The organism is Brumicola blandensis (genome assembly GCF_031846165.1).
Lineage (GTDB): Bacteria > Pseudomonadota > Gammaproteobacteria > Enterobacterales > Alteromonadaceae > Glaciecola > Glaciecola blandensis.
Genome location: NZ_JAVRIE010000004.1, coordinates 74,007 through 100,032 on the forward strand (window position 1 = coordinate 74,007; position 26,026 = coordinate 100,032).

General features: G+C 43.1%; 24 protein-coding genes. 8 read left to right on the top strand and 16 right to left on the bottom strand.

Features of this window, described 5'->3' with window-relative positions:
* Positions 1-67 precede the first annotated feature (67 nt).
* Positions 68-1,396, top strand: a complete 1,329-nt coding sequence (gene pepQ, locus RM544_RS10825) for a Xaa-Pro dipeptidase (RefSeq protein ID WP_311361810.1) — start codon at positions 68-70, stop codon at positions 1,394-1,396.
* Between the two features lie 28 nt (positions 1,397-1,424).
* Here the strand turns inward: pepQ and RM544_RS10830 are convergent, their stop codons facing one another.
* From RM544_RS10830 to RM544_RS10840, 3 genes are all read right to left on the bottom strand, one after another.
* The gene (locus tag RM544_RS10830) at positions 1,425-2,918 is read right to left on the bottom strand and encodes a tryptophan halogenase family protein (RefSeq protein ID WP_311361811.1); all 1,494 of its coding nucleotides are present in this window, start codon (positions 2,916-2,918) and stop codon (positions 1,425-1,427) included.
* Positions 2,919-4,409, bottom strand: coding sequence for a tryptophan halogenase family protein (locus RM544_RS10835; protein WP_311361812.1), 1,491 nt, complete (start codon positions 4,407-4,409; stop codon positions 2,919-2,921).
* A gap of 207 nt (positions 4,410-4,616) precedes the next feature.
* A complete protein-coding gene (locus RM544_RS10840) occupies positions 4,617-7,535 on the bottom strand; it encodes a TonB-dependent receptor (RefSeq protein WP_311361813.1) in 2,919 nt (972 codons plus the stop codon).
* 699 nt (positions 7,536-8,234) lie between these two features.
* Here RM544_RS10840 and RM544_RS10845 point away from each other — a divergent pair.
* Together RM544_RS10845 and RM544_RS10850 are read left to right on the top strand one after the other, a co-directional pair.
* Positions 8,235-9,566: an MFS transporter gene (locus tag RM544_RS10845; RefSeq protein WP_311361814.1), complete on the top strand. Its 1,332-nt coding sequence runs from the start codon at positions 8,235-8,237 to the stop codon at positions 9,564-9,566.
* A gap of 4 nt (positions 9,567-9,570) precedes the next feature.
* The gene (locus RM544_RS10850) at positions 9,571-11,268 is read left to right on the top strand and encodes a glycoside hydrolase family 13 protein (RefSeq protein ID WP_311361815.1); all 1,698 of its coding nucleotides are present in this window, start codon (positions 9,571-9,573) and stop codon (positions 11,266-11,268) included.
* 102 nt (positions 11,269-11,370) lie between these two features.
* Here the strand turns inward: RM544_RS10850 and RM544_RS10855 are convergent, their stop codons facing one another.
* Positions 11,371-12,375, bottom strand: coding sequence for an alpha/beta hydrolase family protein (locus RM544_RS10855; RefSeq protein ID WP_311361816.1), 1,005 nt, complete (start codon positions 12,373-12,375; stop codon positions 11,371-11,373).
* A gap of 200 nt (positions 12,376-12,575) precedes the next feature.
* Here RM544_RS10855 and RM544_RS10860 point away from each other — a divergent pair, with 200 nt between their 5' ends.
* Entirely contained in the window at positions 12,576-12,887 is a 312-nt protein-coding gene (locus RM544_RS10860) for a hypothetical protein (RefSeq protein ID WP_311361817.1), read from the top strand.
* On the opposite strand, the gene ispB is transcribed toward RM544_RS10860, so the two are convergent.
* Positions 12,884-13,855 carry an octaprenyl diphosphate synthase gene (gene ispB, locus RM544_RS10865; protein ID WP_311361818.1) on the bottom strand — a complete coding sequence of 324 codons (972 nt, stop codon included), beginning with the start codon at positions 13,853-13,855 and terminating at the stop codon, positions 12,884-12,886. The two genes, RM544_RS10860 and ispB, sit on opposite strands and share 4 nt — an antisense overlap.
* Positions 13,856-14,106: 251 nt before the next feature.
* Between ispB and rplU the strand changes: the two genes are divergently transcribed.
* The 4 genes from rplU to folA all read left to right on the top strand — a co-directional run bounded on the left by rplU (position 14,107) and on the right by folA (position 16,910).
* Positions 14,107-14,418 carry a 50S ribosomal protein L21 gene (rplU, locus tag RM544_RS10870; RefSeq protein ID WP_311361819.1) on the top strand — a complete coding sequence of 104 codons (312 nt, stop codon included), beginning with the start codon at positions 14,107-14,109 and terminating at the stop codon, positions 14,416-14,418.
* Positions 14,419-14,433: 15 nt separating this feature from the next.
* Positions 14,434-14,691 carry a 50S ribosomal protein L27 gene (rpmA, locus tag RM544_RS10875; protein ID WP_195731600.1) on the top strand — a complete coding sequence of 86 codons (258 nt, stop codon included), beginning with the start codon at positions 14,434-14,436 and terminating at the stop codon, positions 14,689-14,691.
* Positions 14,692-15,225: 534 nt separating this feature from the next.
* Entirely contained in the window at positions 15,226-16,404 is a 1,179-nt protein-coding gene (gene cgtA / locus RM544_RS10880) for an Obg family GTPase CgtA (RefSeq protein ID WP_311361820.1), read from the top strand.
* 17 nt (positions 16,405-16,421) lie between these two features.
* Positions 16,422-16,910 (top strand): type 3 dihydrofolate reductase, encoded by a 489-nt coding sequence (folA, locus tag RM544_RS10885; protein WP_311361821.1) that lies wholly within the window; start codon positions 16,422-16,424, stop codon positions 16,908-16,910.
* Here folA and RM544_RS10890 read toward each other — a convergent pair.
* From RM544_RS10890 to RM544_RS10940, 11 genes are all read right to left on the bottom strand, one after another.
* The gene (locus RM544_RS10890; RefSeq protein ID WP_311361822.1) at positions 16,891-17,409 is read right to left on the bottom strand and encodes a hypothetical protein; all 519 of its coding nucleotides are present in this window, start codon (positions 17,407-17,409) and stop codon (positions 16,891-16,893) included. The genes folA and RM544_RS10890 overlap by 20 nt on opposite strands.
* A gap of 18 nt (positions 17,410-17,427) precedes the next feature.
* A complete protein-coding gene (rpoS, locus tag RM544_RS10895) occupies positions 17,428-18,429 on the bottom strand; it encodes an RNA polymerase sigma factor RpoS (RefSeq protein WP_311362093.1) in 1,002 nt (333 codons plus the stop codon).
* 105 nt (positions 18,430-18,534) lie between these two features.
* Positions 18,535-19,404, bottom strand: a complete 870-nt coding sequence (locus tag RM544_RS10900) for a peptidoglycan DD-metalloendopeptidase family protein (protein ID WP_311361823.1) — start codon at positions 19,402-19,404, stop codon at positions 18,535-18,537.
* A 6-nt stretch (positions 19,405-19,410) separates the two neighbouring features.
* Positions 19,411-19,989: a YqaA family protein gene (locus RM544_RS10905; RefSeq protein ID WP_311361824.1), complete on the bottom strand. Its 579-nt coding sequence runs from the start codon at positions 19,987-19,989 to the stop codon at positions 19,411-19,413.
* A complete protein-coding gene (locus RM544_RS10910) occupies positions 19,986-20,624 on the bottom strand; it encodes a protein-L-isoaspartate(D-aspartate) O-methyltransferase (RefSeq protein ID WP_311361825.1) in 639 nt (212 codons plus the stop codon). The genes RM544_RS10905 and RM544_RS10910 overlap by 4 nt, the downstream gene beginning before the upstream one ends.
* An 8-nt stretch (positions 20,625-20,632) precedes the next feature.
* Positions 20,633-21,382 carry a 5'/3'-nucleotidase SurE gene (surE, locus tag RM544_RS10915; protein ID WP_311361826.1) on the bottom strand — a complete coding sequence of 250 codons (750 nt, stop codon included), beginning with the start codon at positions 21,380-21,382 and terminating at the stop codon, positions 20,633-20,635.
* 39 nt (positions 21,383-21,421) lie between these two features.
* Positions 21,422-22,558, bottom strand: coding sequence for a tRNA pseudouridine(13) synthase TruD (gene truD, locus RM544_RS10920; protein WP_311361827.1), 1,137 nt, complete (start codon positions 22,556-22,558; stop codon positions 21,422-21,424).
* Positions 22,559-22,562: 4 nt separating this feature from the next.
* On the bottom strand, positions 22,563-23,042 hold the full coding sequence (gene ispF / locus RM544_RS10925) for a 2-C-methyl-D-erythritol 2,4-cyclodiphosphate synthase (protein ID WP_311361828.1): 480 nt from the start codon (positions 23,040-23,042) through the stop codon (positions 22,563-22,565).
* Complete coding sequence (gene ispD / locus RM544_RS10930) at positions 23,042-23,779, bottom strand: 2-C-methyl-D-erythritol 4-phosphate cytidylyltransferase (protein ID WP_311361829.1); 738 nt, start codon at positions 23,777-23,779, stop codon at positions 23,042-23,044. Before ispD ends, ispF begins: the two co-directional genes overlap by 1 nt.
* Before the next feature lie 15 nt (positions 23,780-23,794).
* The gene (gene ftsB, locus RM544_RS10935; RefSeq protein WP_311361830.1) at positions 23,795-24,079 is read right to left on the bottom strand and encodes a cell division protein FtsB; all 285 of its coding nucleotides are present in this window, start codon (positions 24,077-24,079) and stop codon (positions 23,795-23,797) included.
* 42 nt (positions 24,080-24,121) lie between these two features.
* Positions 24,122-25,885, bottom strand: coding sequence for a TIGR03545 family protein (locus RM544_RS10940; RefSeq protein ID WP_311361831.1), 1,764 nt, complete (start codon positions 25,883-25,885; stop codon positions 24,122-24,124).
* Positions 25,886-26,026: the final 141 nt, after the last annotated feature.

A 26,026-nucleotide genomic window follows, 5' to 3' on the forward strand; every position in this document is an offset into this window, starting at 1 on the left:
ACATCATCAGCGTTGCGTGATAGCCTTTATTTATATTAGTCATGCCAAACAAGAAACGAGGAAAGTGATGCCAACAGAGTCAAGTCATGCTGCAGCCTATGCTGAACATATCCAGATATTACAAGAGCGTACCTTAGAAGCGATTCAACGTGAAAGTATCGATGGCTTAATTATCCATTCTGGGCAAGGTAAGATCATGTTCCTTGATGATAATTACTACCCTTACAAAGTAAATCCGCAGTTTAAAGCATGGTTACCCGTAGTCGATAATCCTTGTTGTTGGCTGGTGGTGAATGGCACTGACAAACCCAAATTGATCTTCTATCGTCCAGAAGACTTCTGGCACAAAGTACCGCCTGAACCAACAGATTTTTGGGTGGAGCACTTCGATATTGTTTATTTGAAACAAGCCAACGCAGTCGAGAAACATCTTCCTTACGACAGAGCGAAATATGCTTATGTTGGTGAATACATTGAAGTAGCAAAAGCCCTAGGCTTTGATTTGATCAACCCTGATCGTGTGCTGAACTACTTGCATTGGCAGCGTGCGTTTAAAACAGACTACGAACTACAATGTATGCGCGAGTCCAATAAAATTGCTGTTGGCGCGCACCAAGCGGCTAAACAGGCCTTTTTTGACCATAAGAGTGAGTTTGACATTAACGCTGCTTATCTAAGTGCGGCTAGGCAAGGCGAGAATCAGGTCCCGTACAACAATATCGTGGCCCTAAACGAAAACGCGGCGATATTGCATTACATGCAAACTGACAATGTGGCTCCTGACGATTTCCGTACTTTTTTAATTGATGCTGGTGCAAGTTATCATGGCTACGCTTCTGATATTACTCGTACCTACTGTGCAAAGTCGCATGAGTTTGCTGATCTTATTCAGGCGGTTGATAAGTTGACACTTGCACTAGGTGAACAGTTGAAGCCTGGCACGTCCTACACTGATATTCACTTAGCTGCTCACGCTGGTATTGCACGTATCCTGCAAGACTTTGGGGTCGTAAACTTAGCTGCTGAAGATTGCCAAGAGCAGGGGATAGTGAGTACGTTCTTCCCTCATGGCATTGGTCACTTTCTTGGCCTGCAAGTACATGATGTGGGTGGCCATGCTGGCGATGATAGAGGAACGCCTAATCCACCACCACAAACGCATCCTTTCTTACGCTGCACTCGTCAAATTGAAGCTCGACAAGTCTTTACTATCGAACCTGGTTTGTACTTCATCGATAGCTTGTTAGCCAAGTTAAAAGGCTCAGAGCAATCGAAGTATATTAACTGGAATGTGGTCGATGCATTCAAGCCTTTTGGTGGTATTCGTATAGAAGACAACATCATTGTGCATCGTGAACGCAATGAAAATATGACCAGAGAGTTGGGGCTAGATTAAGGCTATTGCTCGGCAAATTAAGAGATGCTTACTTGAAGTTAAGTAAGCATCCTTTGAACATCTCAGCGAGTTTATGCTCTTCGAACTGATCTGCAACAGTAAGATCATCAGGTCGTAAGCTTGGGAATGCACCATAACCAGCTAACAAACAGTGCCAAGAACTTACACCAAAATGCATTTGTAAGCCCTGTCGATAGATTTCCTGTCTAAGGTCGCCTCTTTCATACCATACTGTGAGTAATTGCAGCAGTGAATCCGATAGCTTCATATTGTCTCGGTTTTCACGCCAATAGTCAGAATCTTGCCTTGTGTTCAGTTTGTAATGAGCAACGATATAGTCTCTAACACGTTCATACCGTTCTGCCATAGCTTGGTTGAACCGAGACTGATATTGGTCACTGAAGTGACCGTCTTCAAATTCATCCATAAACATTTCAATAGATATTTGAGTCAGATGAAGTGCTGTTGCTTCTAAGGGTTCTATAAAGCCTTGTGATAAGCCAATGGCTAAACAGTTTTGGTGCCAGTGTTTTTCAATCTGTCCGACATTCATCTTTAAATGCCTAGCCTGCACATCGGCATCGAGCATACCTAAGTGTTGGCGCAACTCTTTTTCAGCGTCCTCTTTGTTGATGAACGAGGATGAATAAACATAGCCATTTCCTGTTCTATGTTGCAGAGGTATTTGCCAAGCCCAACCATTGCTTAGCGCCGTGGCTTTAGTCTGTGGGGAGAAATCAGTCAAACTTGCGCTAGGTATGGCAATTGCTGCGTCATTGAATAAATTGTCTTTAAAAGGTGTAAAGCCCTGCTTCAAGTGCTTTTGCATTAATAGGGCATCAAAACCGGTGCAATCAACAAAGAAATCCCCCTGCACTTGCTCGCCATTATCAAGCACTAAATGGCTAATATTACCCTGCTTCGTCAGTTCAACATGTTCAATGTTTGCTTGAATATGTTTGACTCCGAGTTGACTTGCTCGCTTGGCTAAAAATTGTCCCAACAGAGCAGAATCAAAGTGATAACCGTACTCCACTGCGAAAGGGAACGTGGGGGCTGCAACTGGGTCATGTTGATGCTTTGCCAGCCAGCCATTGAGAAAAAAGTCGGACGGTGTTGTATTAACCGAGACACCATGTCGACGAGTTAAGCAGTTAGTAAAAAAGTGTGGCTCAGAGAACGTATCAACTTGTGAAAGGAAAGGGTGGCTGTATGCCTCTATACCAGATTGAGGACTCCACCCAGCAAACTCAATATTGACCTTATAAGTAGCGTTACACTCAGGCATCCACTCTTGCTCACTTATGTGTAAGTCATCAAAGAAACGCTTTAGGGTAGGCGTTGAACCTTCACCAACACCAATAATCCCGATACTGGGCGACTCAACTAAGCAAATGTGAGTACCAAACTTAGCCCAGCGATGATGCATCAAGCTAGCAGCCATCCAGCCCGCTGTACCACCGCCAGCGATCACGATGGTTTTCGGGGCATTGTTTTGCTGTGTGGTAGTGGTTTCGTTCATTTAAGCGCTCAAGTAATGTTTTAGAAATTCATCGTGCGCCAGCATTTTGGCTAAAGGCTGTTTCTTTGCCTCGGCAATTTGCTCCAGCGCTTGTTGCAATTGATCAATCGGAGGGACATTCGCCGCAGGATGATAGTCTTTCGGGGTCAAACCTTGTCCTAACATTACCTGCAGCCATGAGGCATCTCGAAAGATATCGTGTTGGTCATTCAGCATATTCCCGACCTGAGAGAACACATCAATCTTGTTTTGTAAGCGGCTAGGAATACTCATCTCGCGCATATTAATCCAAAAATCTGAATCTGTTCGCTCATTTACGTGATAGTGCAGAATAATAAAGTCGCGAATCGTTTCGTATTCGACCTTTGATTCTTCGTTATATAAATCAATAACGGATTGCTCAATACCTTGATGTGGAAACAGTTTTAATAACCTGACGACTGCTGACTGTATTAGGTGAATGCTGGTGGATTCCAATGGTTCTAAGAAGCCGCTAGATAAGCCAATAGCAACGACGTTTTTGTGCCATTGTTCAGTGGTTCTGCCAGTATTGAATGAAATTTTGCGAACGTCATTCACCATTTTGGTATCTAGATTATTTACCAGCCTTTGATGAGCATCATCGTCATTCATGTATTGCTGAGAAAACACGATGCCATTACCATTTCGATGGGTCAATGGAATGCGCCATTGCCAGCCCTTGTCGTGGGCAATACTGCGAGTATACGGGGCGGTTGTCTCATGTCTTTCAGTTTGCACCGCAAGGGCTGAGTCAGCGGGTAAGTAGTGAGACCAATCTTCGTATTTCACTCCCAAGGTTTTTTGCATTAACAAGGCACGCGTGCCAGTGCAGTCAACGAATAAATCGCCAAGAATTTCGGTGCCGTCTTTTAGTTTCAAGGCGGTGATATGGCCACTTTTTTCGCACTGTTGAATTTTATCAATGATGCCTTCGGTACGTTTTACACCGGCTTGTTCTGATAATTTACGTAAAAACCGGCCATACAAAGCAGAATCAAAGTGGTAGGCATAGGGCATATCAAAAATTGGATTTTGAGAATTAATCTTATTGAATGTGCCATCTTTACAGCACAGGTAATTCAAATCGAAATCCCACAGTGATTTATTCAAGCCCTGCTGACTTGCTCGCATCCAATAGTGTTGGAAATTGCAAAAGCCCATGTTCGCACCCGGCGCACCAAAAGTATGAAAATAACTTTCACCATCTACTCGCCAGTTTTCAAACTTTATCGCAAGTTTTATTGTGCCGTTGGTTTCACGTAGAAAATCTTTCTCATCGATACCTAAAAATTGATTAAAGGTTTGAATAGGTGGAATGGTTGCTTCACCAACACCGACAATACCGATATCTTCAGATTCGACTAATTCAACTTCTATTTGTGCCCCTAGGACTTTCTTTAAAAGCGATGCCGCCATCCAGCCAGCGGTGCCGCCGCCTGCAATCACAACTTTTTTAATGGGGTGGTGCATATGCGCCTCTCGTTTTTTATTTTTGTACGCAAAAGTTGCTGACTAAGATGCCTATAGTTTAACTTTTTGCACCTTAGAACGTGTCATTATCGTAGCACAATCCCTTTGAGATAGGACTTGCTTCTTGCAGATTCAGAAAATAAAAAAGCCCCTAATCGTTAGACTAGAGGCTTTGGTTTTCTTAGGTACTACATTAACTACTTAATTTTAGTAGAAAGAGTAGTTGAAGTTAACCATGTATGAAGGACCGAACTCACGACGAGTAGTAACTATGCCGTTGTCGTCACGAGATACTTGGTCAGCATCATCAAGAAGGTTGGTTGCCTGGAAAGAGACTCTTAGGCCTTCTAAGTGCTCTATACCAGAGTTTTCGAAGTCATAAGAAATCTGAGCATCGACCACTTGTGTTCCGTCACGTGTTGCTTCAGTAATTTTGTTTGAACCACCTCGTTCATACGTTGTGTACTCATCACGATCAGTCATTGCTACTCTGAACTCAAAACCTTCGTTCTCATAGTACGCTACAAGAGAGGTGATTTGGTCAGATTGCCCTGGAATAGACGAACCATCATCTACTTCAGCATCAATAAAGGTAGCGGATGCGACAACACCGAAACCATCTAATGTATCAGATAGAATGCTCATCGGAATGTTCGCAGTTAATTCAAGTCCAGATACAGAACCTTCTAAGCCATCTTCGAAGAATGAGAATTGACCTAAACTAGGTGGGAAAACGTTTTCCCCAGCTGGGTAGAAAATACCATTCTGCGAGTTTGTTACGTCCACGTCCAATACGCGATTGTGGAAGCCCTCTACGAAGTAATCTGCGCCATTGTTGAATTCATCATTTGTAAAATCAATCGTTGGGCTAGCTTGTCTAGTTAAGTTAACTAAGTCTTTATAGAATAAAGACGCAGCAACATAACCTTCATCTTCAAAGTATTTTTCGATTGAGATGTCGTAGTTGTTTGATTCTAGCGGACGCAATTGTGCGTTACCTGCTTCTTTTGACCAAGGCGAGCCTGCGCCAGCCAGTACATCCTCGTCTCGCAACGTAATGAACTGGTCATTCAAATCGAACTTAACAAAACCTGAGGCTTTCATTTGGTCAAGACGCGCTCGTGAAATCGTAGTAGATGCCGCAAAACGAACAAACAAATCTTCAACCACTTCAGCATTAATACTGAAGCTTGGTAAGAAGTGAGAGTAGCTAGCACCATCAGTAATTGCACAATCAGCGTCAATCACAGAGTCACTATCGGCATCACATACACGGAAGTTTGAACCGATAACACCCAAAGTACCGTCCGAGGTTTGGTCAGTATCAACGTATTGAGCACCAACGTTACCAAAGATCAGCATGTCACCCATTTCATACTCGAAGTCGGCTTTTGCATAAATCGTGGTTATTTCTTCTTCGATGATATAAGTATCACCAAAACGGTCTGGTTCTAAGAAGCCACCATTGTTTTGTGTGTAGTATCCATTGTTGTATGGAGCGTTACCGTCATATGCAACAACAAAGCCCAAACCAGCCCAAGACAGGTCTGTTAGACCAACCACCGGAACGCCAGATTCAGCTACTGATTGACTATCTGGGAATACAGTCGCCGTAGCGAAGAAACCGTTGTTTTCTTTATCTTTGTAGCGGTCAGAAAAATGTAAACCAGCGGTAATTTTATTGAATATTTCGCCGTCTAAATTACCTTCTACTTCAAACTTAAATTGAGTGAGCTCTTCTTTAATGGTGAAGAAGTTGTTGAAACCATCTTGTGCATTTAAGTAGTTAAACGGTTCGCCACTTGCACGCAATTGAGTTGTTTCAAATTGGTCTGCTAAGTTAGCTAAACCACCACCCCATGTTTGTGGACCTGTTAGCTGTAGTGAATTCGGATCGCTGAACGCATCCAAACCTGATTGGCCAGTAAAGAACACACCTTCAGATGACATTTGGAATGTACGAGAACCAAAATCACCAGGTGACAATGCACCTGAACGACCTAAACCAGAGTAAGATTCTGCACGCTGCTCAAACTTATCAGCATCAGAACGGGCTAAATCTACTTCCACTTTCCAGTCGTCGTTTAAGTAATATTCGACATTAAGACCAAAGGCTCTTAACTCACCGTCTTTATTGAGTGGGTCAGTTCTAAGTACGGGATTAGCTTCGATTTGTGTGCCAGAAGTATTAGCGCCTGTACCGCTAAGGTTTGCAGTTGCGAATGGTTCGATAAAACCACGTAATACACCTGAATCCTCGAAGTCTATTTGCAGGTAATCTGCAACAATGTTCAAGCTATCGTTGGGTTGAAACTGCAACACTGTTGAAATGGTGTCGCGTTTAAGTTCAGTAGACTGCGCATTCAAATCAAGTCCAGAAGGCGTGATTTGTCCGTCATCATTTGTTGAGTAACCCCACACACCATATTTACGCTGGTTATTTGGTGTAGTTGTGTGCGCAATGGCAACTGCTAGGCCGATAGTATCATCTGCAAATTTCTCAACGAAAGACAATGAGTAGCGATAACCTTTATCGTCGAAATCAGGGTTGTCAGCAGGCGCTTGGTTTGCTTCGTAAACACCCGTTACAGTCAATGTTTCAGACGCGCTAAGCGGTCTGACTGTTTGTAAATCAACAGTACCACCCAAACCCTGAGTAATTAGAGTAGCGTCGCCTGTTTTATAAATAGTTGCACCCGTCATGATTTCGGATGGATATAAGTCGTACTCGATACCACGGTTGTCGCCAATACCAATTAGCTCACGACCGTTTAAAGATGTTCCTACAAAATCTTCTTTGAAACCACGAACAGAGATACCTGAGGTACGACCGCCAACTCGTTCACCGGCGAGGCCTGGTAAACGTGCAAGTGATTCTGCGATAGATGAATCTGGTAATTTACCGATGTCTTCTGCTGAAATAGCTTCAACGATTGAAGACGAATCTTGTTTTACTGCTTGTGCTCTCATGAGAGAGCCGCGGATACCACTTACTTGAATGATTTCCACGTTGTCTTCAGCCGCCGTGTCTGGAGTGGATTGTTGTGCCACTGCACCATTTGATGCAATCGCTCCAGCAATTGCTAGGCTTAGCATCGCTGGTTTGAAATTTTTATGCTTGTTCATTTGTGTGTCCTCAGTGTTCTACTTTATTATACTAACTTTGACTTTATTTATCGTTTCTATTGCGAAACTTAAGTGTCGTTTAAAGTCTTAATGCTCAGCCTCTGCAAAGCCTTTCCGTGGAAGTTAAAGACAAACTTCGGTCTTATTCTTCAGTTTTGCACAAACCAACAATCATAATATTAACATGTGATTTACAAAATAAAAGCAAAAACTTAATCGTTATAGTGAATTTTTTAAAAAATTGTCAATTTGGTTAGTTAGGAGCAGATGAGTCAGAGCAATTTTTTCAGGCTTTAACCACTCTGTATATCATCTATCATAGCTTTTTTTGCGAGTACTATGTGCACTCATTATCAATCTCTAACTTTGCTTTTTCGTATTCTTGCAGCAAATAGTTATTATCAAGTTAAATGCTGATAAGACCTATTTATACAATGTTTGAAGCCCCTTCTGTATTTACTTTTATTTGTGTTTCGCATTGCGTGTGTGCTGATTTAAGGCGTTTCCATGACTTGACGAGCACACTCTATTCTCTTTCCATGCAATTGGCTTTACATTTTATTTTCTTAATCCTTTAAGAATTGCTTTTCTTTTGTTGCTATTTCATTAATACTAACAACTCATTTACATTAACTGTGTAAATATCGAATGAATGCCGAAAAGAGGCATCACGCTATTAGCATTAAAACGGTAAAAAACATGAATACAAAACAAAAGCCTACCTTAGAGTTTTGGCAAGTATGGAATATGTGTTTTGGATTTTTCGGAATTCAATATGGCTTTGGATTGCAGCAGGCAAACCTGAGTCCCATTTTTTCTTATCACGGTGCGGCTGAACATGAGCTTCCTATTCTATGGCTAGCGGGTCCTGTCACTGGACTGCTGATACAACCCTTAATTGGTGCAATCAGTGACCGTACTTGGACCAGTTTTGGTCGCAGAAAGCCATTCTTTTTGTGGGGCGCATTAATCGGCAGTGTAGCCGTTATGTTTATGCCTTACGTTCCTGAGCTATGGATGGTCGTTGGTCTGTTTTGGATATTAGATGCTGCAATGAACACAGCAATGGAACCTTATCGTGCAATGGTGGGTGACATGGTCAATCGCGAGCAGCGTCCTTTTGCTTTCGCCTTACAGACCTTCATGATTTCCGGTGGTCAGATACTCGCTAGTTTGATGCCAGTAGTGATGATTGCCTTTGGTGTTTCGGCGGTAACAGATGGCACTCAAATTCCAGACATTGTTAAATACTCATTTGTTGTGGGTGTCATAGTGATTATGACAACCGCGATATGGTCGTTTATCAAAGTAAAAGAATATCCGCCAGAAGATATCGTTGCCTTTAAAGCAGAAAATAAGGGCAAGGTATTATCAAATGTGCTATCAGATCTATGGTCAGCTATGCGAGATATGCCAAAGTCATTGCGAACATTATGGTGGGTTAAACTCGCCACTTGGTTTGGTTTACCGCTTATGTGGCAATACCTTTCGCTGTCAATCGCACATCACGTTTACAACGCACCTACGCCAGATGCTCCCGGCTTCGCTGAAGGCACTGCGCAGGGCGGCACAGCCTTCGCTGTAATGCATATAACAACACTTGTTATGTCGTTCTTTATCGCCAAGACGATTCACCGCCTCGGCGACAGCAAAGTATATGCTTTGTGTTTGCTCGTAGGAGGAATTGGCTTCCTATCCATGCAATTAACCACCGATTTGTATTTAACCCTCGCCTGTATGGCATTGGTTGGAGTAGGTTGGGCTGGTGTTATTACTGTGCCATTCATTATGTGCGCGAACGTAGCGCCTATGATGCGAATTGGCGTTTACATGGGCCTATTAAACGCAATGATCTGTCTACCACAAATACTGGAGATGGTTAGCATTGGCTACATCTATGAGTCTGTGTTGGGCGGTGATCCACGTAACGCATTAGCGCTTTGTGGTGTGCTATTTATTATCGGCGCGGGTTTGGCCTTGCGGATCAATACAGTCGAAGATACAAAATTAAGTCAAAGTCAGGATTTTTAATTTTATGAAGTTAAAAGATTTACAGCGTAAATGGTGGAAAGAGGGAGTTGTATACCAAATCTATCCGCGCAGTTTTAAAGATTCTACCGGAGATGGCGTAGGAGACTTACGCGGAATTATCGATAAGTTGGATTACATTCAGAGTTTAGGTGTCGACATCATCTGGCTTAACCCGATTTACAGCTCGCCGAATGATGACAATGGTTATGATATTTCAGACTATCGCAACATCATGACTGAGTTCGGTTCCATGTCTGATTTTGATGAATTGCTTGCAGGAATGCATGAACGAGGAATGAAAGTGGTGATGGATCTTGTGGTCAATCACTCTTCAGATGAGCATGAGTGGTTTCAACAATCGCGTAGCTCAAGGGACAATCCTTATCGCGATTATTACCACTGGTGGCCAGCTGAGGATGGTGAACCACCTCGCCGCTGGAGTTACTTTGATCCAGAGGCAAATGCATGGAAATACGACGCCACAACAGACGCTTACTATTTACATTACTTCTCAGTTAAGCAACCGGATTTAAATTGGGAAAACCCAAAATTGCGTGCTGAAATTTATGACATGATGCACTTTTGGTTCAAGAAGGGTATCGATGGATTTCGCATGGATGTCATTACTTTCATATCAAAGCATGACGGCTACCCTGAGTTTCCCGAGGAATATCAAGGCCAAGCAATGATTGACATGTATGCCAAGGGCCCACGCTTGCACGAATATCTTCATGAGATGCATGAGGAAGTATTGAAGCATTACGATTGCATGACGGTTGCAGAAGGCCCGGGCACACACATTGATAATGTATTAGATTTAGTTTCAGAAGAGCGTGAAGAGCTAAACATGAACTACCACTTCGATCACCAAGCGATTGGGGTAGGTGATCGCTTCTTGGTGAATGAAGATTTTCAAAATTTAGTTAAATTCAAAAAAGTGATGAGTGATTGGGATGCTGTTTTTAACGAAAAAGGTTGGGGTACCATCTATTTTGGTAACCATGACTTTTCTCGGATGGTCTCAAGGTGGGGCGATGACAGCCCAGAATATAGACGCTTCTCATCAAAGTTATTAAGTACTTACCTCTTAAGCATGCGTGGCACTCCTTACTATTACATGGGCGACGAAATTGGTATGACGAATATCAAGTTCGATAATATTGAAGATTATCAAGATCTGATGACCTTGAATTGGTACGAGTTGACCAAGCAAGAGGGCGGTGATCTCGATGCATTCATGGAGTCTCATAAACTTTGTTCTCGAGATAATGCAAGAACGCCTATTCAGTGGGACGATACAGAAAATGCGGGTTTTACCAAAGGTAAACCGTGGTTGAAGGTTAACCCCAATTACGCTGAAGTGAATGTAGCGTCTCAAGAGCACGACCCTGATTCTGAACTCAATTACTTCCGAAAGATGGTTAAGCTAAGAAAGCAAGAGTTATGCTTGGTCTACGGTGAGTATCGCTTGTTGTTGCCAGAGCATACTGATATTTATGCTTACACTCGAACACTTGATGATGAAGTGATCCTCGTCTTGTTAAATCAGTCACGGAACGCTCACTCATTAGATTTAGTTGAATTGACCGGTTTGGAGGTGAGCGGATGCGAGGTGCTCATTGATAACTATGAAAACCATAGTGAACAATCAGCTTTGGGTCACTTGAGGCCGCATCAAGCGAAATTGATACGTATAAAGTAACGCTACTGCATAGCTACTTACACCGTTACTTACACCTGAAATAGAAAGCTGCGCTGTTTAGGCGCAGCTTTTTTGTTGATGCATAGTTTATAGAAAACTAGCTCACAGATGAGTAGAAAACCAGTCCAAAATCATCGCATCGATCTCAGTCTTGTACTTTGTTAATTCATGCCCACCATCATCGAAGCTGGCAAACAGATAAGGTCGGCCAAGTGCTTCTAGTTGTTCGGCCAGTTTCTGCGAATCAGCGTACCTTACTTTGTCATCATCCTTTGCGTGTATTAGCAAAATGGGCACTTTTGGCAGTTCATCAGACCAATGAATAGCAGAGCGTGCTTTGAGTAAGGTTTCTTCCTCCTGTTGATAATTTGGAATAACGGTAGAAAGAAGTGTTGCTGTTTTTTCATCACGATCTCGAAAACTGAACAGGTCGGCAATACCTGATTTACTCACTAACGCTTTGATATCAGGATTGGCTTTTGCAAACAGGTAACTCTGCATACCACCCCTGCTTGAACCAAGTACACCAATACGTTTTCGATCAGTGACTGCGAGTTGCTCTATAATGGGGAGTAAGGCATTCACGTCATTTTGGTCGATTCCGCCAAACTCATCACTTTTTCCATTGGTTTTAAAATCTTTCGCTTTGACATCGCCTTCCCAGCGATATTGGCTGCCAATGACTGCGAAACCTTCTATTGCTAATGGCATCAGTTCATACATCATTCGACCCATATTGACTGAGCCCCATCCTCCATTACCACCTCGATTGTAGATAACCGTTGGTAGGGCTTTGTCGACAGACTTAGGATGAATAAGAAAGCCGCCAACAATCACGTCATTTACCTTGTATTCAAAAACAGTACAAGTGAGCTTTGCTTTGAAGTTATTAAAGCTGGCTTCAGTAAAAGGAAAACGTTTTTTTGAAAACTTCGCATTGCGGTCAGACAGAAACTTAAGCCATGAATCATAACTTTCAAACACATTGCTAAAACAATCATAGTGCTCAGTAACAGTGTCAATATCTTTAAGTGACTTAGCCTGTAGCGATGCGCAGATAAAAAGCATCGTTACCAAAACGAGTCGAGAAAAATAGCGTTTATTCATGGGAATACCTTAGGGATTTAACCATTCACAGCTTAGCATTGATACTAGGCTCTGTGTAGATTTAAACAATGATATGGTTCTCGTAACCTTAGGCATTATTTAAAAGAATGCTGCTATTTCCTTTAGTCGCTGGGTAAACTTTGATAACATCGCTACTCGCTTCATGAAGAAGCTGGATGCTAAATAAAAAGGACTTATGGATGAGACGCTCCCCGCTAAATCGCGTATTCTTCGCATTTTTGTATGCTGCTATTCCATTGCAAATTGTCATCATCACCGTTGATCAGTGGTCATTGTGGTACATCCTAGTCGTGCCCGGTTTGTATTTGCTAATGTATGGTGATGATTATATCTATGAAAAAAGAGGCCAGTTTTATTTTCGCAGAGTACCGTTTTTTAAAGGTGTACCCATTCATCAACTGCGAGATCTAAAAGACCTTAGAGTGATTGATACTGCCATGAATGTTCATCGTTTGTGGCGGCGAATACAGCAACTGCGCTCAAAAGCTTAAGATGAACGATTAACCGATAGATCTGCTAAGCCAATCAGTGCTTGTTTATACTGGCTATCTGGAATCAGCTTTAACGCGTCTTTTGCCTTTTGTGCTTCAATCTCAGCGAGGTTTTGCGTGTAACTAAGTGACCCCGTTTCCTGCATGACCTTGAGTATACGGTCAAAGTGGGGCATACCATTTGCGTTTTCGATGGCATCGCGAATGAGTGATGCATCAGCAGCTTCGCAGTTCCACATTGCATGTAATAAAGGAAGAGTCGGCTTACCTTCAGCGAGATCATCGCCCGCATTCTTGCCCATATCTTCAGCTTGTGCAGTGTAATCAAGTACATCATCAATCAGTTGGAAGGCTGTGCCTAAATGTTTTCCATAGGCTTGCATCGCAAACTCAATCGCCGGGTCTTGATCTGTAAGCACTGCCGCTAGTTGAGTGGCTGCTTCAAACAGGCGAGCCGTTTTGCTGTAAATCACCTCAAGGTAACTTTCTTCAGTGGTATCTGGATCATTGCAGTTCATTAGCTGCATGACTTCGCCTTGTGCAATTCGATTGGTTGCATCTGATAAGATGTCCATGACTTTCATTTGTTGCAAGCCAACCATCATTTGGAAGGCGCGTGAATATAAAAAGTCACCTACTAGTACGCTAGCTTGATTACCGAAGACGGCATTTGCCGTTTCTCGACCTCGGCGCATGGTAGACTCATCGACAACATCGTCATGCAATAAGGTTGCTGTGTGAATAAATTCAATGATCGCGGCAAGAGCGTGATGTTCGTCAGTCTTAATATCAAGCGCTCTTGCTGACAAAACTGTTAATAATGGACGTAATCGTTTGCCACCGCTATTAACAATGTAAAAACCGAGTTGGTTGATTAGCGCTACATCTGAGTCAACTTGCGTTTGAATTAACTGATTAACAGCTTGCATGTCTGATGCAGAAAGAGATTGAATGCTTGCTAAATCCATAGAAGACTCGTTAATACCTTAATTTTTCAGGAATAAATTTGATGCGCATTATTGTACATTAATCTACAATAGTGTGTACAAAAGCGATGTAAATAAGCATAACTTTATGGGTTTACGCGGCAGAAAAAAACATAATCGAATATTTACGAAATAAAATTCGGTTTTGTGCTTGATACGTGCGGTTTCTTAACGTACAATTCGCGCCCTGTTTTTTGAATTAAAGCGCTTATGAGCGCAGAGCGGAGAAATATATGTACGCGGTTTTCCAAAGTGGTGGTAAACAACACCGTGTGGCCGAAGGTCAAACCGTTCGTCTTGAAAAAATCGAAGTAGCTCCAGGCGAGTCTATTGAATTCGATAATATCTTGATGGTTAGCAATGGCGAAGACGTTAAAATCGGCACGCCTTATGTTGCTGGTGGTAAAGTTACAGCTGAGATCGTGACTCACGGTCGTGGCGAAAAAGTTAAAATAGTGAAGTTCCGTCGACGTAAGCATAGTCGCAAGCAGATGGGACATCGCCAGTGGTTCACTGAAGTGAAAATCACTGCAATCAACGCATAATAGGAGCACTAACTCATGGCACATAAAAAGGCTGGTGGTAGTACCAAAAACGGTCGCGATTCAGAAAGTAAACGTCTTGGTGTAAAACGCTACGGCGGTCAAGAAGTACTTGCTGGCAATATCATTGTTCGTCAGCGTGGAACTAAATTCCACCCTGGAGACAACATGGGTATTGGTAAAGACCACACTTTATTCGCTCTTACAGACGGTAAAGTGCAGTTTGAAATCAAAGGCCCTAAAAACCGTAAATACGTAAGCATTGTTGCTGAGTAATTCGGTCGAAGAATATCGGAAACCCCGCTATTAGCGGGGTTTTTTTTGGCCTCCTAAAAGGTGGTTCCAATTAAGAATAATCTCTCCCAGAATCTCTGCTTTTCGAAAAACGCTACGAGCTCATCCATGAGCGCTTAGGCAATCACATCCATGTGATTGCATATTTTCGAAAAGCAGAGATTCTGGACGAACTTATTCTTAGTTCACTGCTAATTTAAGAGTTCGCATTTTGAAAAGCTCAAAAGCACTAATGCACTAATAGCCTGCAGCCTTTCCCTAAATAAAAGTGTCACTCGGCAGGACGCCGAGTGCCAAGCGACCCATGGATGGGCTTGAAGCGCCTTTTATTTAGGGAAAGGCTGCAGGCTGTTAGTGCTCTAGTGCTGTTGCTCCTATAAATTATATTTGCCAAACGAACTGCGCGTTAGTGCAGTTACGATGCTGGCAAAAGATGCTATAATTAGATCGTTATTTAATATAGCGCGAGCATATTGTGGTCGAGCTATCTACCAACCATAGGTTTAGAGAAAAGATATGAAGTTTGTTGATGAAGCAGAAATACGCGTTGAAGCTGGAGACGGTGGTAACGGCGTTATTGGATTCAGACGCGAGAAATACATCCCGAAGGGTGGGCCTGATGGTGGAGATGGTGGTGACGGCGGGAGTGTATATCTCGAGGCTGATGAAAACCTAAATACCCTTATCGACTATCGTTTTGAACGATTCCACCGTGCTCAACGTGGTACGAACGGTCAAGGTGCAAACTGCACAGGCCGAGGCGGTGAAGATTTAATTTTGCCTGTCCCTGTGGGCACGCGAGCGACTGATAAAGATACCGGTGAATTGTTGGGTGACCTTACCGTGCATGGTCAGCGAATGAAAGTTGCTCAAGGCGGTTATCACGGTTTGGGAAATGCTCGTTTTAAAAGCAGTACCAACCGTGCACCACGTATAAAAACAAATGGAACCCCTGGCGAAATCCGCACGCTTAGCTTAGAGCTAATGTTGCTTGCTGATGTAGGACTCCTTGGCTTACCTAACGCTGGTAAATCTACTTTTATTCGGTCTGTTTCTGCGGCTAAACCAAAAGTTGCTGATTATCCATTTACCACATTAGTACCGAACTTAGGCGTTGTCCGCTTAGATTCACAAGCTAGTTTTGTTATTGCAGATATTCCAGGACTGATCGAAGGTGCCTCGGATGGTGCGGGTCTGGGTATTCAGTTTTTACGTCACCTAGAACGTTGCCGTGTATTACTTCACTTGATTGATATTATGCCAGCTGACGGATCTGATCCGGTAGAGAATGCGCTGACGATTGTTAACGAACTTGACCAATACAGCCCTAAGCTAGCAGCAAAGCCGCGTTGGTTAGTATTTAATAAAATTGACCTGATGCTGGAAGATGAAGCTAACGAAATCTGTGCCGAAATTGCGTCTAAACTTGGTTGGGAAGAAGACTACTATCAAATTTCAGCATTCCAAAAGTTAAATGTCGACGAACTATGTCAGGATGTAATGGAGTTCATTGATTCCTTGCCTCCGGAGGAGTTGGCAACGGTTGAGCAAGATGAAGAAGACCAAGCTTTTAAATGGGATACTTACCATGAAAAAGTGATTGCAGAACATCAGCATGATGACCTTGACGACGATTTAGACGATGATGATTGGGATGACGACGACTATGATGTCGAAGTGATATACCAGAAGTAAGAGGCAAAATTAGTAGTATGACTATTTCAATGATAGCCGCAATGGCACATGGACGAGTGATTGGCGCTGATAATGCTATGCCTTGGCACTTACCTGCAGACCTAAAACATTTTAAATCTGTGACGATGGGAAAGCCGGTGATTATGGGTCGTCGCACTTATGAGTCGATTGGCAAAGCCCTTCCTGGTCGCCCTAATATTGTGATCAGCACTCAATCTGACTACACCCTAGACGACGCCTTAGTCGTCAACACCATTGACGACGCAATGGCTGCAGCAGCGCAATATGATGAAGTAATGATCATTGGCGGTGGCAGTGTTTATGAAGCATTGTTACCAAAAGCGGATCGCTTATATCTGACGTTTATCGATTTAAACGTAGAAGGCGATACGCATTTTCCAGATTACCAAGCCGCTGCATCATGGAATGAAAGTGAGAAAGAGGATCATACTAAGGATGAAAGAAATCCTTACGACTATACTTTTGTTACGCTTGAACGCGCCTAAGTTTCCTATTTAAGCTCACGCTATATACAAAACCGTATACCGCACTAAAGAATATGGATGGGGCAACCGTCAGCCATAAATTCGGCGTTTCAAACATAATATTGATTGAGATAACGAAGCTTGCTTGAACCACTATTGCTGGTAATGGCGTGAGTAGAGTGCCAGGTAAGCACATTCCTTTACATGCTCGTTCTACTTCTTTTAAGCTGGCTTCAAATGTCTTTGATGTTGCACAATCGTTGCTGAATATTGACGGCTTAAAAATGGTAGGCACCACGAATGGCAGACAATACTTCTTATCTTTAAAATGATGATAAAAGTATTCCAAGAAAAAAGTGAACACAAGCGTAATTGCGCCACTATAAACACCCTGAACTAAGGCTGCTTTTAGCAGCACATCTGGGTCGTCGCTTACTAGGCTATTGGCAAAGTATGCCCAAGTAGCATAGAAAACAAAGGCGATTACACCTGATATAGTCAGTCTTATAAAGGCAAACATAGTGTGTCTAGCAAGGTGCTAAGGCTCGTAGGTAAATAGTGATTCTATATCAAGACCTTGATGACGCATAACATCTTTCAATCGCTTTAAGGCTTCTACTTGGATTTGACGGACACGTTCGCGCGTGAGGCCTATTTCGGCACCAACATCTTCCAAGGTGGCAGGTTCGTGGCCGAGTAAACCGAAACGTCTTGCCAATACTTCACGTTGCTTTGGATTGAGCTCTTCTAGCCACCTGACAATATTTGACTTCATATCGTTGGTTTGAAGTTGGTTTTCAGGGCCTGTCTCGTGCTCGTCTGCGAGCATGTCAAGTAAGGCTTTACTCTCTTCGTCACTTCCAATGGGCGTATCAACGGAACTAATGCGTTCATTTAGTTTCAACATCTTTTGCACACTCGCAACCGGTGCATCGCTTGCATCTGCTATTTCTTCAGCGGTCGGTTCGTGATCAAGTTCCTGTGCTAACTTTCTTGCAGTACGCAGATATAGATTGAGTTCTTTGACAATATGAATCGGAAGTCGAATGGTTCTAGTTTGGTTCATTAAGGCACGTTCAATGGTTTGACGTATCCACCAAGTCGCATAGGTAGAAAAGCGAAACCCTCTTTCCGGATCAAATTTTTCAACGGCTCTAATCAGACCCAAGTTGCCCTCTTCAATCAGATCTAGCAGCGCCAAACCTCGGTTATTGTATCTTCGCGCTATCTTAACTACTAAGCGCAAATTGCTGACTATCATGCGTTCTCGAGACTTTTCGTTACCCTTGAGTGCCTCGCGAGAAAACTTCACTTCCTCTTCAGCCGTAAGCAAAGGGGAGAAACCAATCTCACCAAGATACATTTGGGTCGCATCTAGTTGCTTTGCGCTTATCTCTTCGCTTACTGCTTGCTTGGTGTTTGAGCTAGCGCTTTTGGCTTGGTCTGTATCGGATTCCATGTCTATTTCAGTGACGCCCTCATCAATGTCGTCAACAGCCTCTATCAAATCAGAGCCGTCCTGAGTTTGCTTTTTAGTCATGATTTTTTTTGTTTTCGTATCGGTCTTCGGGCTCATCGTTTGTCTCCAAACTTGGCGCATTGGTTCAGACTATAAAGTGCATGAGTTGCAAAAAAGAAACGTAGTCTATTGCGGAGGCAAAAAAGAATAGGGATCGAGCGATTTGCCTTTGCGGCGAATTTCAAAATGCAACATGACTTCGCTATTGTCAGCGCGGCCCATGGTTGCAATTTTTTGTCCCTGCGTAACATATGTTTGTTCACCCACTAAAATCGTATCATTGTGCGCATAAGCGCTGAGTAGATTATTGTCATGTTTCACAATAATGAGATTGCCGTAGCCTTTTAAAGCGTTACCTGCATAGACAACCTTGCCACTTGCCGCTGCGTATATAGGAGAACTTAACTGACCCCTAATATCGACACCACGGTTTGTACCATCACTGCCAACTACCGCAGATGCAGATCTGCCTTTCGCCGGCCATATCCATGAACTTGATTGTGAATCTGAAACCCTATTATCAGGTTTACTCGACGTTTTGATATTGTTTTTAGATTTTTTTCGATGAGCGTCTGACTTAGGTTCACCATACGCTTGTGGTTTGATAGGGTCAACTACTACTTTGGTTGATTGTGCTGTCGTTTTTGCTATTACCTTGTTTTGTCTATGGTTATTTTTTGCGGGTGCAGCAATTAGTCGCAGTTTTTGGCCAGGAAATATGTTGTAAGGCGCTGAAATATCATTGTAACGTGCAATATCTCGATAATCATTTCCACTGTAAAAAGCGACCGCAAACAGTGTATCACCGCGTTGTACGATATAGCTCTCACCAGAGATTTCAGTCAAATTGTTACGTTTGGTAATGTTGGTATCTAGCGATACGACAGGTGCCGGAAGATGACGTGAGTTACACGCTGCAAGTAGCGTGAAGGCGAATAATAATGCGATGAGATACTTAGTGCTCAGTGCGATCCGTTTAACCAAGCGAGAGATCATGATCCGTTACCTGAATATCAAATAAAGAACAACAGCAATAGCGACCGTCGCCCAGCCAATGACTTCGATATACTTTTTAAGCTTCAGTTCCATCATAGGTCCGCCATATTTCATCAAAGCAGCCACCAGGAAAAAGCGTAAACCTCGGCCTATTGTTGAAGCGACGATAAATGGCAGAAGGGCCATATGCATGAAGCCAGCAGTAATTGTAAATACTTTATAGGGAATAGGTGAAAAGCCAGCTAGAAATACTACCCAAACACCATATTGCTCAAACCATAAGGTTGCTTGTTCTAACTTGGCTTGATAACCCATATCAATCACTAAAGGTTGGATCATGGTTTCAAAGGCAAAATAACCAAGTAAATAACCAAGTACGCCGCCAATGACCGAAGCTATCGTGGTAACAGCTGCAAATCGCCAAGCTTTTTGTGGCTGACTGAGCGCCATTGGTGCAAGCATCACATCTGGGGGAATAGGAAAAAACATCGACTCTGAACAACTCAAACCTGCTAAATATTTTTCGGCATGTCTGTGCTGGGCCCATTTTAAGCATAGGTCGTAGCAACGTTCAAAAATTTTCAAAGTAAGGCTCCCGCGACTAAAGGAACGAACCTAACCGCTTCGATGGTTTGTTCGATAAACTCGTCGCCTTTGCGGTCAATACACTTGAGTTGTTGTTGGTCATTTCCTACAGGAATAATTAATCGACCTCCGTCATTCAGTTGGTCAACTAATGCCTGTGGCAATTCAGCCGCGGCCGCTGTAACGATAATGCCGTCGAACGGTGCTTTGCTTTTCCAGCCTTCCCAGCCATCACCGTGCTTCATTGAAATATTGTGAAAGTCGAGCTGATTCATGCGTCGCTTGGCTTGAAATTGTAAGGACTTGATACGTTCTACTGAAAAAACTTGCTCAAAAATACCGGCCAGTATTGCTGTTTGATAGCCAGAACCCGTGCCAATTTCTAAAATTCTTTTTGGCGTATTGTCTGCCTTTAATAGCAACTCTGTCATCTTAGCCACAATATATGGCTGCGAGATAGTTTGGCCTTGGCCTATTGGAAGGGCCGTATTTTGATACGCCTTGTGCTTTAACGCATCGGGAATAAAAATATCGCGCGGTATATTGGCTATCGCCGTGAGTACTCGATTGTCACTTACGCCTTCTTGTTCGAGTAATTGGGCCAGTTGTAAGCCTCGGCGTGATGATAAAGCCATTTTATTTCCTAATCTTCTTTGCTTAACCAAGCATTCATACTGTTTACTTTTTCATGGACAGTCATATCCACTGACATGGGTGTCACGGAACAGAAGCCTTGGTTCAGGGCCGCAAAATCCGTACCTTCACCAGCATCTTGTTCACTGCCTAACTTGCCGTACCAATATATCGTCCTGCCAAAGGGGTCAGCGCTTTGCACCATTGTTTCAGCACGATGCCGTTTGCCCAAGCGCGTAGCCACAATACCCTTGATATCTTCATAAGCAATGGCTGGTACATTCACATTTAATATTTCGTTTGGCGCTAGAGGGTGACTTGCGATCCTACGAATGATATCGCAGGTGATCTTAGCGGCGCTACTAAAATAATCTTCTTGTTTACTATTTAGTGAGACAGCAATCGCTGGCAAGCCCATATGGCGGCCTTCTAGGGCTGCTGCGACAGTGCCAGAATAAATTGTATCGTCACCAAGATTGGGCCCATGATTGATGCCAGAAACGACAAGATCTGGCTCTTCATCCATAAAACGACCAATGCCAAGCTGAACACAGTCAGACGGTGTCCCATTCACGGCATAAAAGCCATTTGGCATTTTCTCTATACGCAAGGGCGTATGCAAGGATAGGGCATTACTCATTCCGCTGCAATTACGGTCAGGTGCGATCACTGTTACGTCATGTTCTTTCGCGAGGTATTCATGCAGAACTGCGATCCCTTTTGCATTCACGCCGTCATCGTTACTAAGCAATATATTCATCGTGCTCTTGACCTTACATTATTGAATAATGGAGAAACCTTACACATCCATTAGCTCCCTTACAATAGAGGTTGCGAAACAGCCTGACGGTAGGGAGAAGCTGAGCTTCAAAACATCGTCGTTATACTGCCATTCAAAATCTTCAGGCACTATGCGTATTGCCCGGCGTTCTTGTTTCAAACCTAAGTCATTCAAGGTTTGAGTAACGGCCTTATGGTGACTAACACAGGCCAACTCAAACTCTTTCGCATCTTGAGATGTGTGTAACTTACCATTACCCCACATAGGGGCCGTGACATTGACATCATACGCAGCAAGGCGGGTGTCCACTTTCGCTTGTTCTTCGGCTTTATCATTAACAAAAAAACTATTCGAACCACTCAACTGCATGGCATCGCCCGGTAGCGCTTTAAAAAAACAGTCTTGTTCAATACGCTGGTGAATGATCTCGTTGAATAACCAGCTTCGCAAGGCTGAGATGGCCATAGAACGTTTATTTCTGTTCCTAATTTGCTCACCGTCTATGAGCTTTTCGGCCAAGGCTAAGTTGCCACCCTTGACACTTTTTACAGGTTCAACGCCGGCGCTATTCGTTTCAGTCACTAAGGGGGGAGATATTTCTGACGACGCTAAATCATTTGGTACTGATACCCGAATTTCGCCGAAGCGCTGGCTACCGTAATAGTTTGGTGCGCCCAATTGTTTGATTTTTTCTAGGCGTTGGAGCAGGTCGCTATCGTTGAAACCGTCGTTAAAATGAATATTTCGGATAGTCACTTCGAAGCGATTGCCCTTCAGCACTCCTACCCGTAACTTACGATCGTTTCTGGTGACCTCTAGTATTCGTGCACCGTCTAAATTGAAGGCGTTCCAGTCAGGCTCTTTGAAATTAGCGATGTGCACACCGAACCACTGTCGAGTGAGAGCAAACTTATCTTTGCGACCGGCATAGGTAATATTACGTAATGGTAAATTCGCAAACTTCGCGATCTCTTCAGCAACAAAGGCAGTGTTCAAATTGGTTTTTTCTAGCCAAAGGAAAATATGCTCCCCACTGCCACTTGGTATAAAACCTAGTTGCTCTTCAACCACAAAGTCACTGAGCGTGTGTTTTAATACGCCATTGCCCAGTGAGACACCGTGTAAACGACGCCAGTGTGAGGTGCTTAAAGACATCAGCTTAACGACTTGGACAAACTAAAACGACGGCAGTACAAGCAATACCTTCTTCGCGTCCCACAAAGCCAAGGCCCTCAGTGGTGGTGGCTTTGATACTGATATCTTTTACTGAAACACCCATCGCATCTGAAATTGCTTCTCTCATAAACGTAATATGAGGAGCCATTTTTGGTGCTTGTGCCTCAATCGTGATATCAGCATTGCCTAACATATAGCCTAAATCTAAAATGCGCTGATAAACTAGACGCAAAAGTTCTAGACTGCTGATATTTTCAAACTTTTTATCAGTGTCTGGGAAATGATGCCCAATGTCGCCCAGTGCGAGTGAGCCGAGTAAGGCATCGCATAGAGCGTGTAATGCGACATCACCATCTGAATGGGCTATTAAGCCGCGCTCATGAGCGATACAAACACCACCAATTGTAATTGGACCCATACCACCGAATTTATGTACATCGTAACCATGTCCGATTCTGAACATCAGTTGCCTCCTTGCTTATTGTTAAGGTTTAAATAAAACTCGGCGAGTGATAAATCACTAGGGCGTGTTATTTTTATATTGCTAGACCGCCCTTCGACCAGTTTTACTTTTGTACCAATGTGCTCCATCGCTGAAGCTTCATCAGTCATTTTTATTTTATCTTGTTGTGCTTGCTCGATAGCATGCAAGAGTTCTTTTAGCGGAAAAAACTGTGGCGTTTGTGCTTGCCATAATCTTGTTCTATCAACTGTGCGCTGAACGTGAGGGGCTTCAATATCATCACTTAAATCGCTCGATAACTTCAAAGTATCGGATACTGGAGTAGCTAGGATCCCACCAACAGAATGCGCTTGTATAGCCAATAAATCGTCTATTTCGTCGTGGCTGACACAGGGCCTTGCAGCATCGTGAACCAACACCCAGTCATTGTCGCTTTGCGCATTAGTGGCCAGACAAGCACGCAAACCACTTAGCACAGAGTCAACTCGTTCATCGCCACCTACACAAGTGAATACCTGCGGAGAGTCCGCGCATTTCAGTGTGGAGAATTGTGTATCATCGGGGTGCAAAACAACCACCACTGATTTAATACGTGAGTGACTCAGTAGAGCAGCAATAGTGTGCTCAATCACAGTTTTGCCAGCAATCTGTAAATATTGCTTTGGAATACTCGCTTGCATTCTACTGCCGATGCCGGCAGCAGGGAGAACTACTGTATAGGAATTTACTGCTTTCACGTATACGACTACTTATTATGGTTCTTGAGGTAAAATACGGTAAAAGGTTTCACCTTCTTTTATTAGTCCTAACTCATTCCTTGCTCGCTCTTCAATTGACTCTAGGCCAAGTTGAAGATCGTCTATATCTGCTTGTAAAAGTGCGTTTCGCTGCTTCAAATTCGCATTTTGTTGTTTTAGCTCTTGGACTTGTAGGTCCATGGCTCGATAGTCAGCAATACTATTTTTACCAAACCACAGCCGAACTTGCAGCATAGCCAGCAATGCTATCAATATGATTACCAACCATCTATTGCGCATAATGCTTCCTCGAATAAGGCCGAACGTCGACGCTATATTTTCTTACTTTTTAAATAACTTGTCGCCTAATTTATCAAGCAACTCATCTTTTTTCTTATCAATAGCAGAATCCATTTGCGATTTAAGCAACTCGTTAAGACTTTCTGTATCACCTTGTGCTGCAGACAATAATGCGTCTACTGATGCGAGTTGTTCCGTCGAGCTACCTAATTGGTCCGCTACTTTTTGATTTAACTTACTTTTTAATTCGCCCAGCTTGCCGGAGCTCTCTCCACTCAAGCCTTGCGTGAATGATTGTAACATTTTTTTATCTAAGTCAGATTTTACTTTAATTGAAGGACTAGACAAGCTACCTGAAAAGTTCGTATTCAAGCTCAGTTCACTCAGACCTGACACAATTTCTGCCATTGCGCTGGTCAAGTCATTCTGACCCGTCGCTGACATAGATAAAGCGCTCAAGTCAAAGATGGAAGAACCAGATAACTTCCCATCTACAATTTCAATCCCACCTGTGCTGGCTAAGAGACCAGACTTCAGCATGGCGGTGAGTTTTTGTTTTGACTCTTCAGGGACCAATTCAACTGCTTTTAAAGCCAAACCTTGAATATCCCATTGCTGACTAGAGTTCACTTTACCTGCGAGAATCTCGAAAGTACCGTTTAAGTCAATGCTGTTCCATTGCTCAGCTTTACTAGAATTAATCAAAAAAGTAGTGGGTTGACCAACTCTACCATGCTGGTCAGTGATATTTACCCACGTTGAGGCAATGCTCTCATCTTGCCACTTTATATTGACCAACGCTTTTTTGATCCATACATTGGGTAGGCCATCATCCGCTGCAGGGTCTACAGTCTCTTCCTCTGTTTCGCTTTGTGAATTCGCTAGCATATCAATTGCTGCAAGTAATCCTTGCGTATAAATTTTAGCTTTATCACCGAATAAGTGTTGGGTTACTTGACCTATTGCCCCTTCGTCACCCGCAACTAAGCCTTTGAGCAAATCGAAGTCTTCACCTGGAGCGGCTTTTAGGGCTGCGACTGAACTTGCACTGGCAGCTTTCGCTTCTTTCGCTAAGGCGACAAACTCGTTGATTTTGGCTTTATCTGCTTTTATCGATTCTTTAATCTCATCAAATTCTTTCTTGGCGGCTGCCAGAGCAACAGGGTCTTTATAATTTGTCTCTTTCAGCGCTTTTAGCTTTTCTTTGTATGTGGCGAGCTTTTCTTTATTCGGTAGCGCATCGTATTTTTCTTTTAAAGGCGTCTTGTACTTTTCAACGACTTCGCTGGCTTCGGCTACTGCAGCACTTGTTTTTAGCGGTGAGTTATTAAGAACATCGTCAACACTTGGCAAGTCTTCCAGTGTTGGAAACGCGAACGTAGATGCTTGAGCATCGGTTTGTGCATAAACAGCACCTTCTGAGGCTCTTTTTGTATCAAACTCGACATCTTGCACGATGAGCTCTTCGACAATCAGCTTTTTACCAAGCAATGGAAGGAGATCCACGTCTGCTTTGATCATGCCTACTTCAACTTTATTTCGACTAGGCATGTTGTTATCGGTGGCTTGCACTCTAATCATACTGATGCCGAATGGGAAAAGGCTATGGTCAACTTCTTCAATGTTCACCTCTGCACCCGATGCGTCGCCAAGAGCACTTTGCGCCAAGCTTTTTAATAGTGGGTTTGCAAATAGAAAATAAAGGACGAAAAGAGCAGCCACAATGCCCAAGGGGATGACAATCCAAAGTGATACTTTTCCTGACTGTGACCAAACATTTACTGAACGAGAAAGACGCTGATGCATATAACAATCCTTATTACACGAAGATAATTTTGGTTGATTTGCTTTTGAGCTAACAAAAAGCATAGAAGAAACGCTCAAAAATAACAAAGAACAACCGCTATGAACATCATACAGAATAAGCGTTGAACAACCAATCTATAG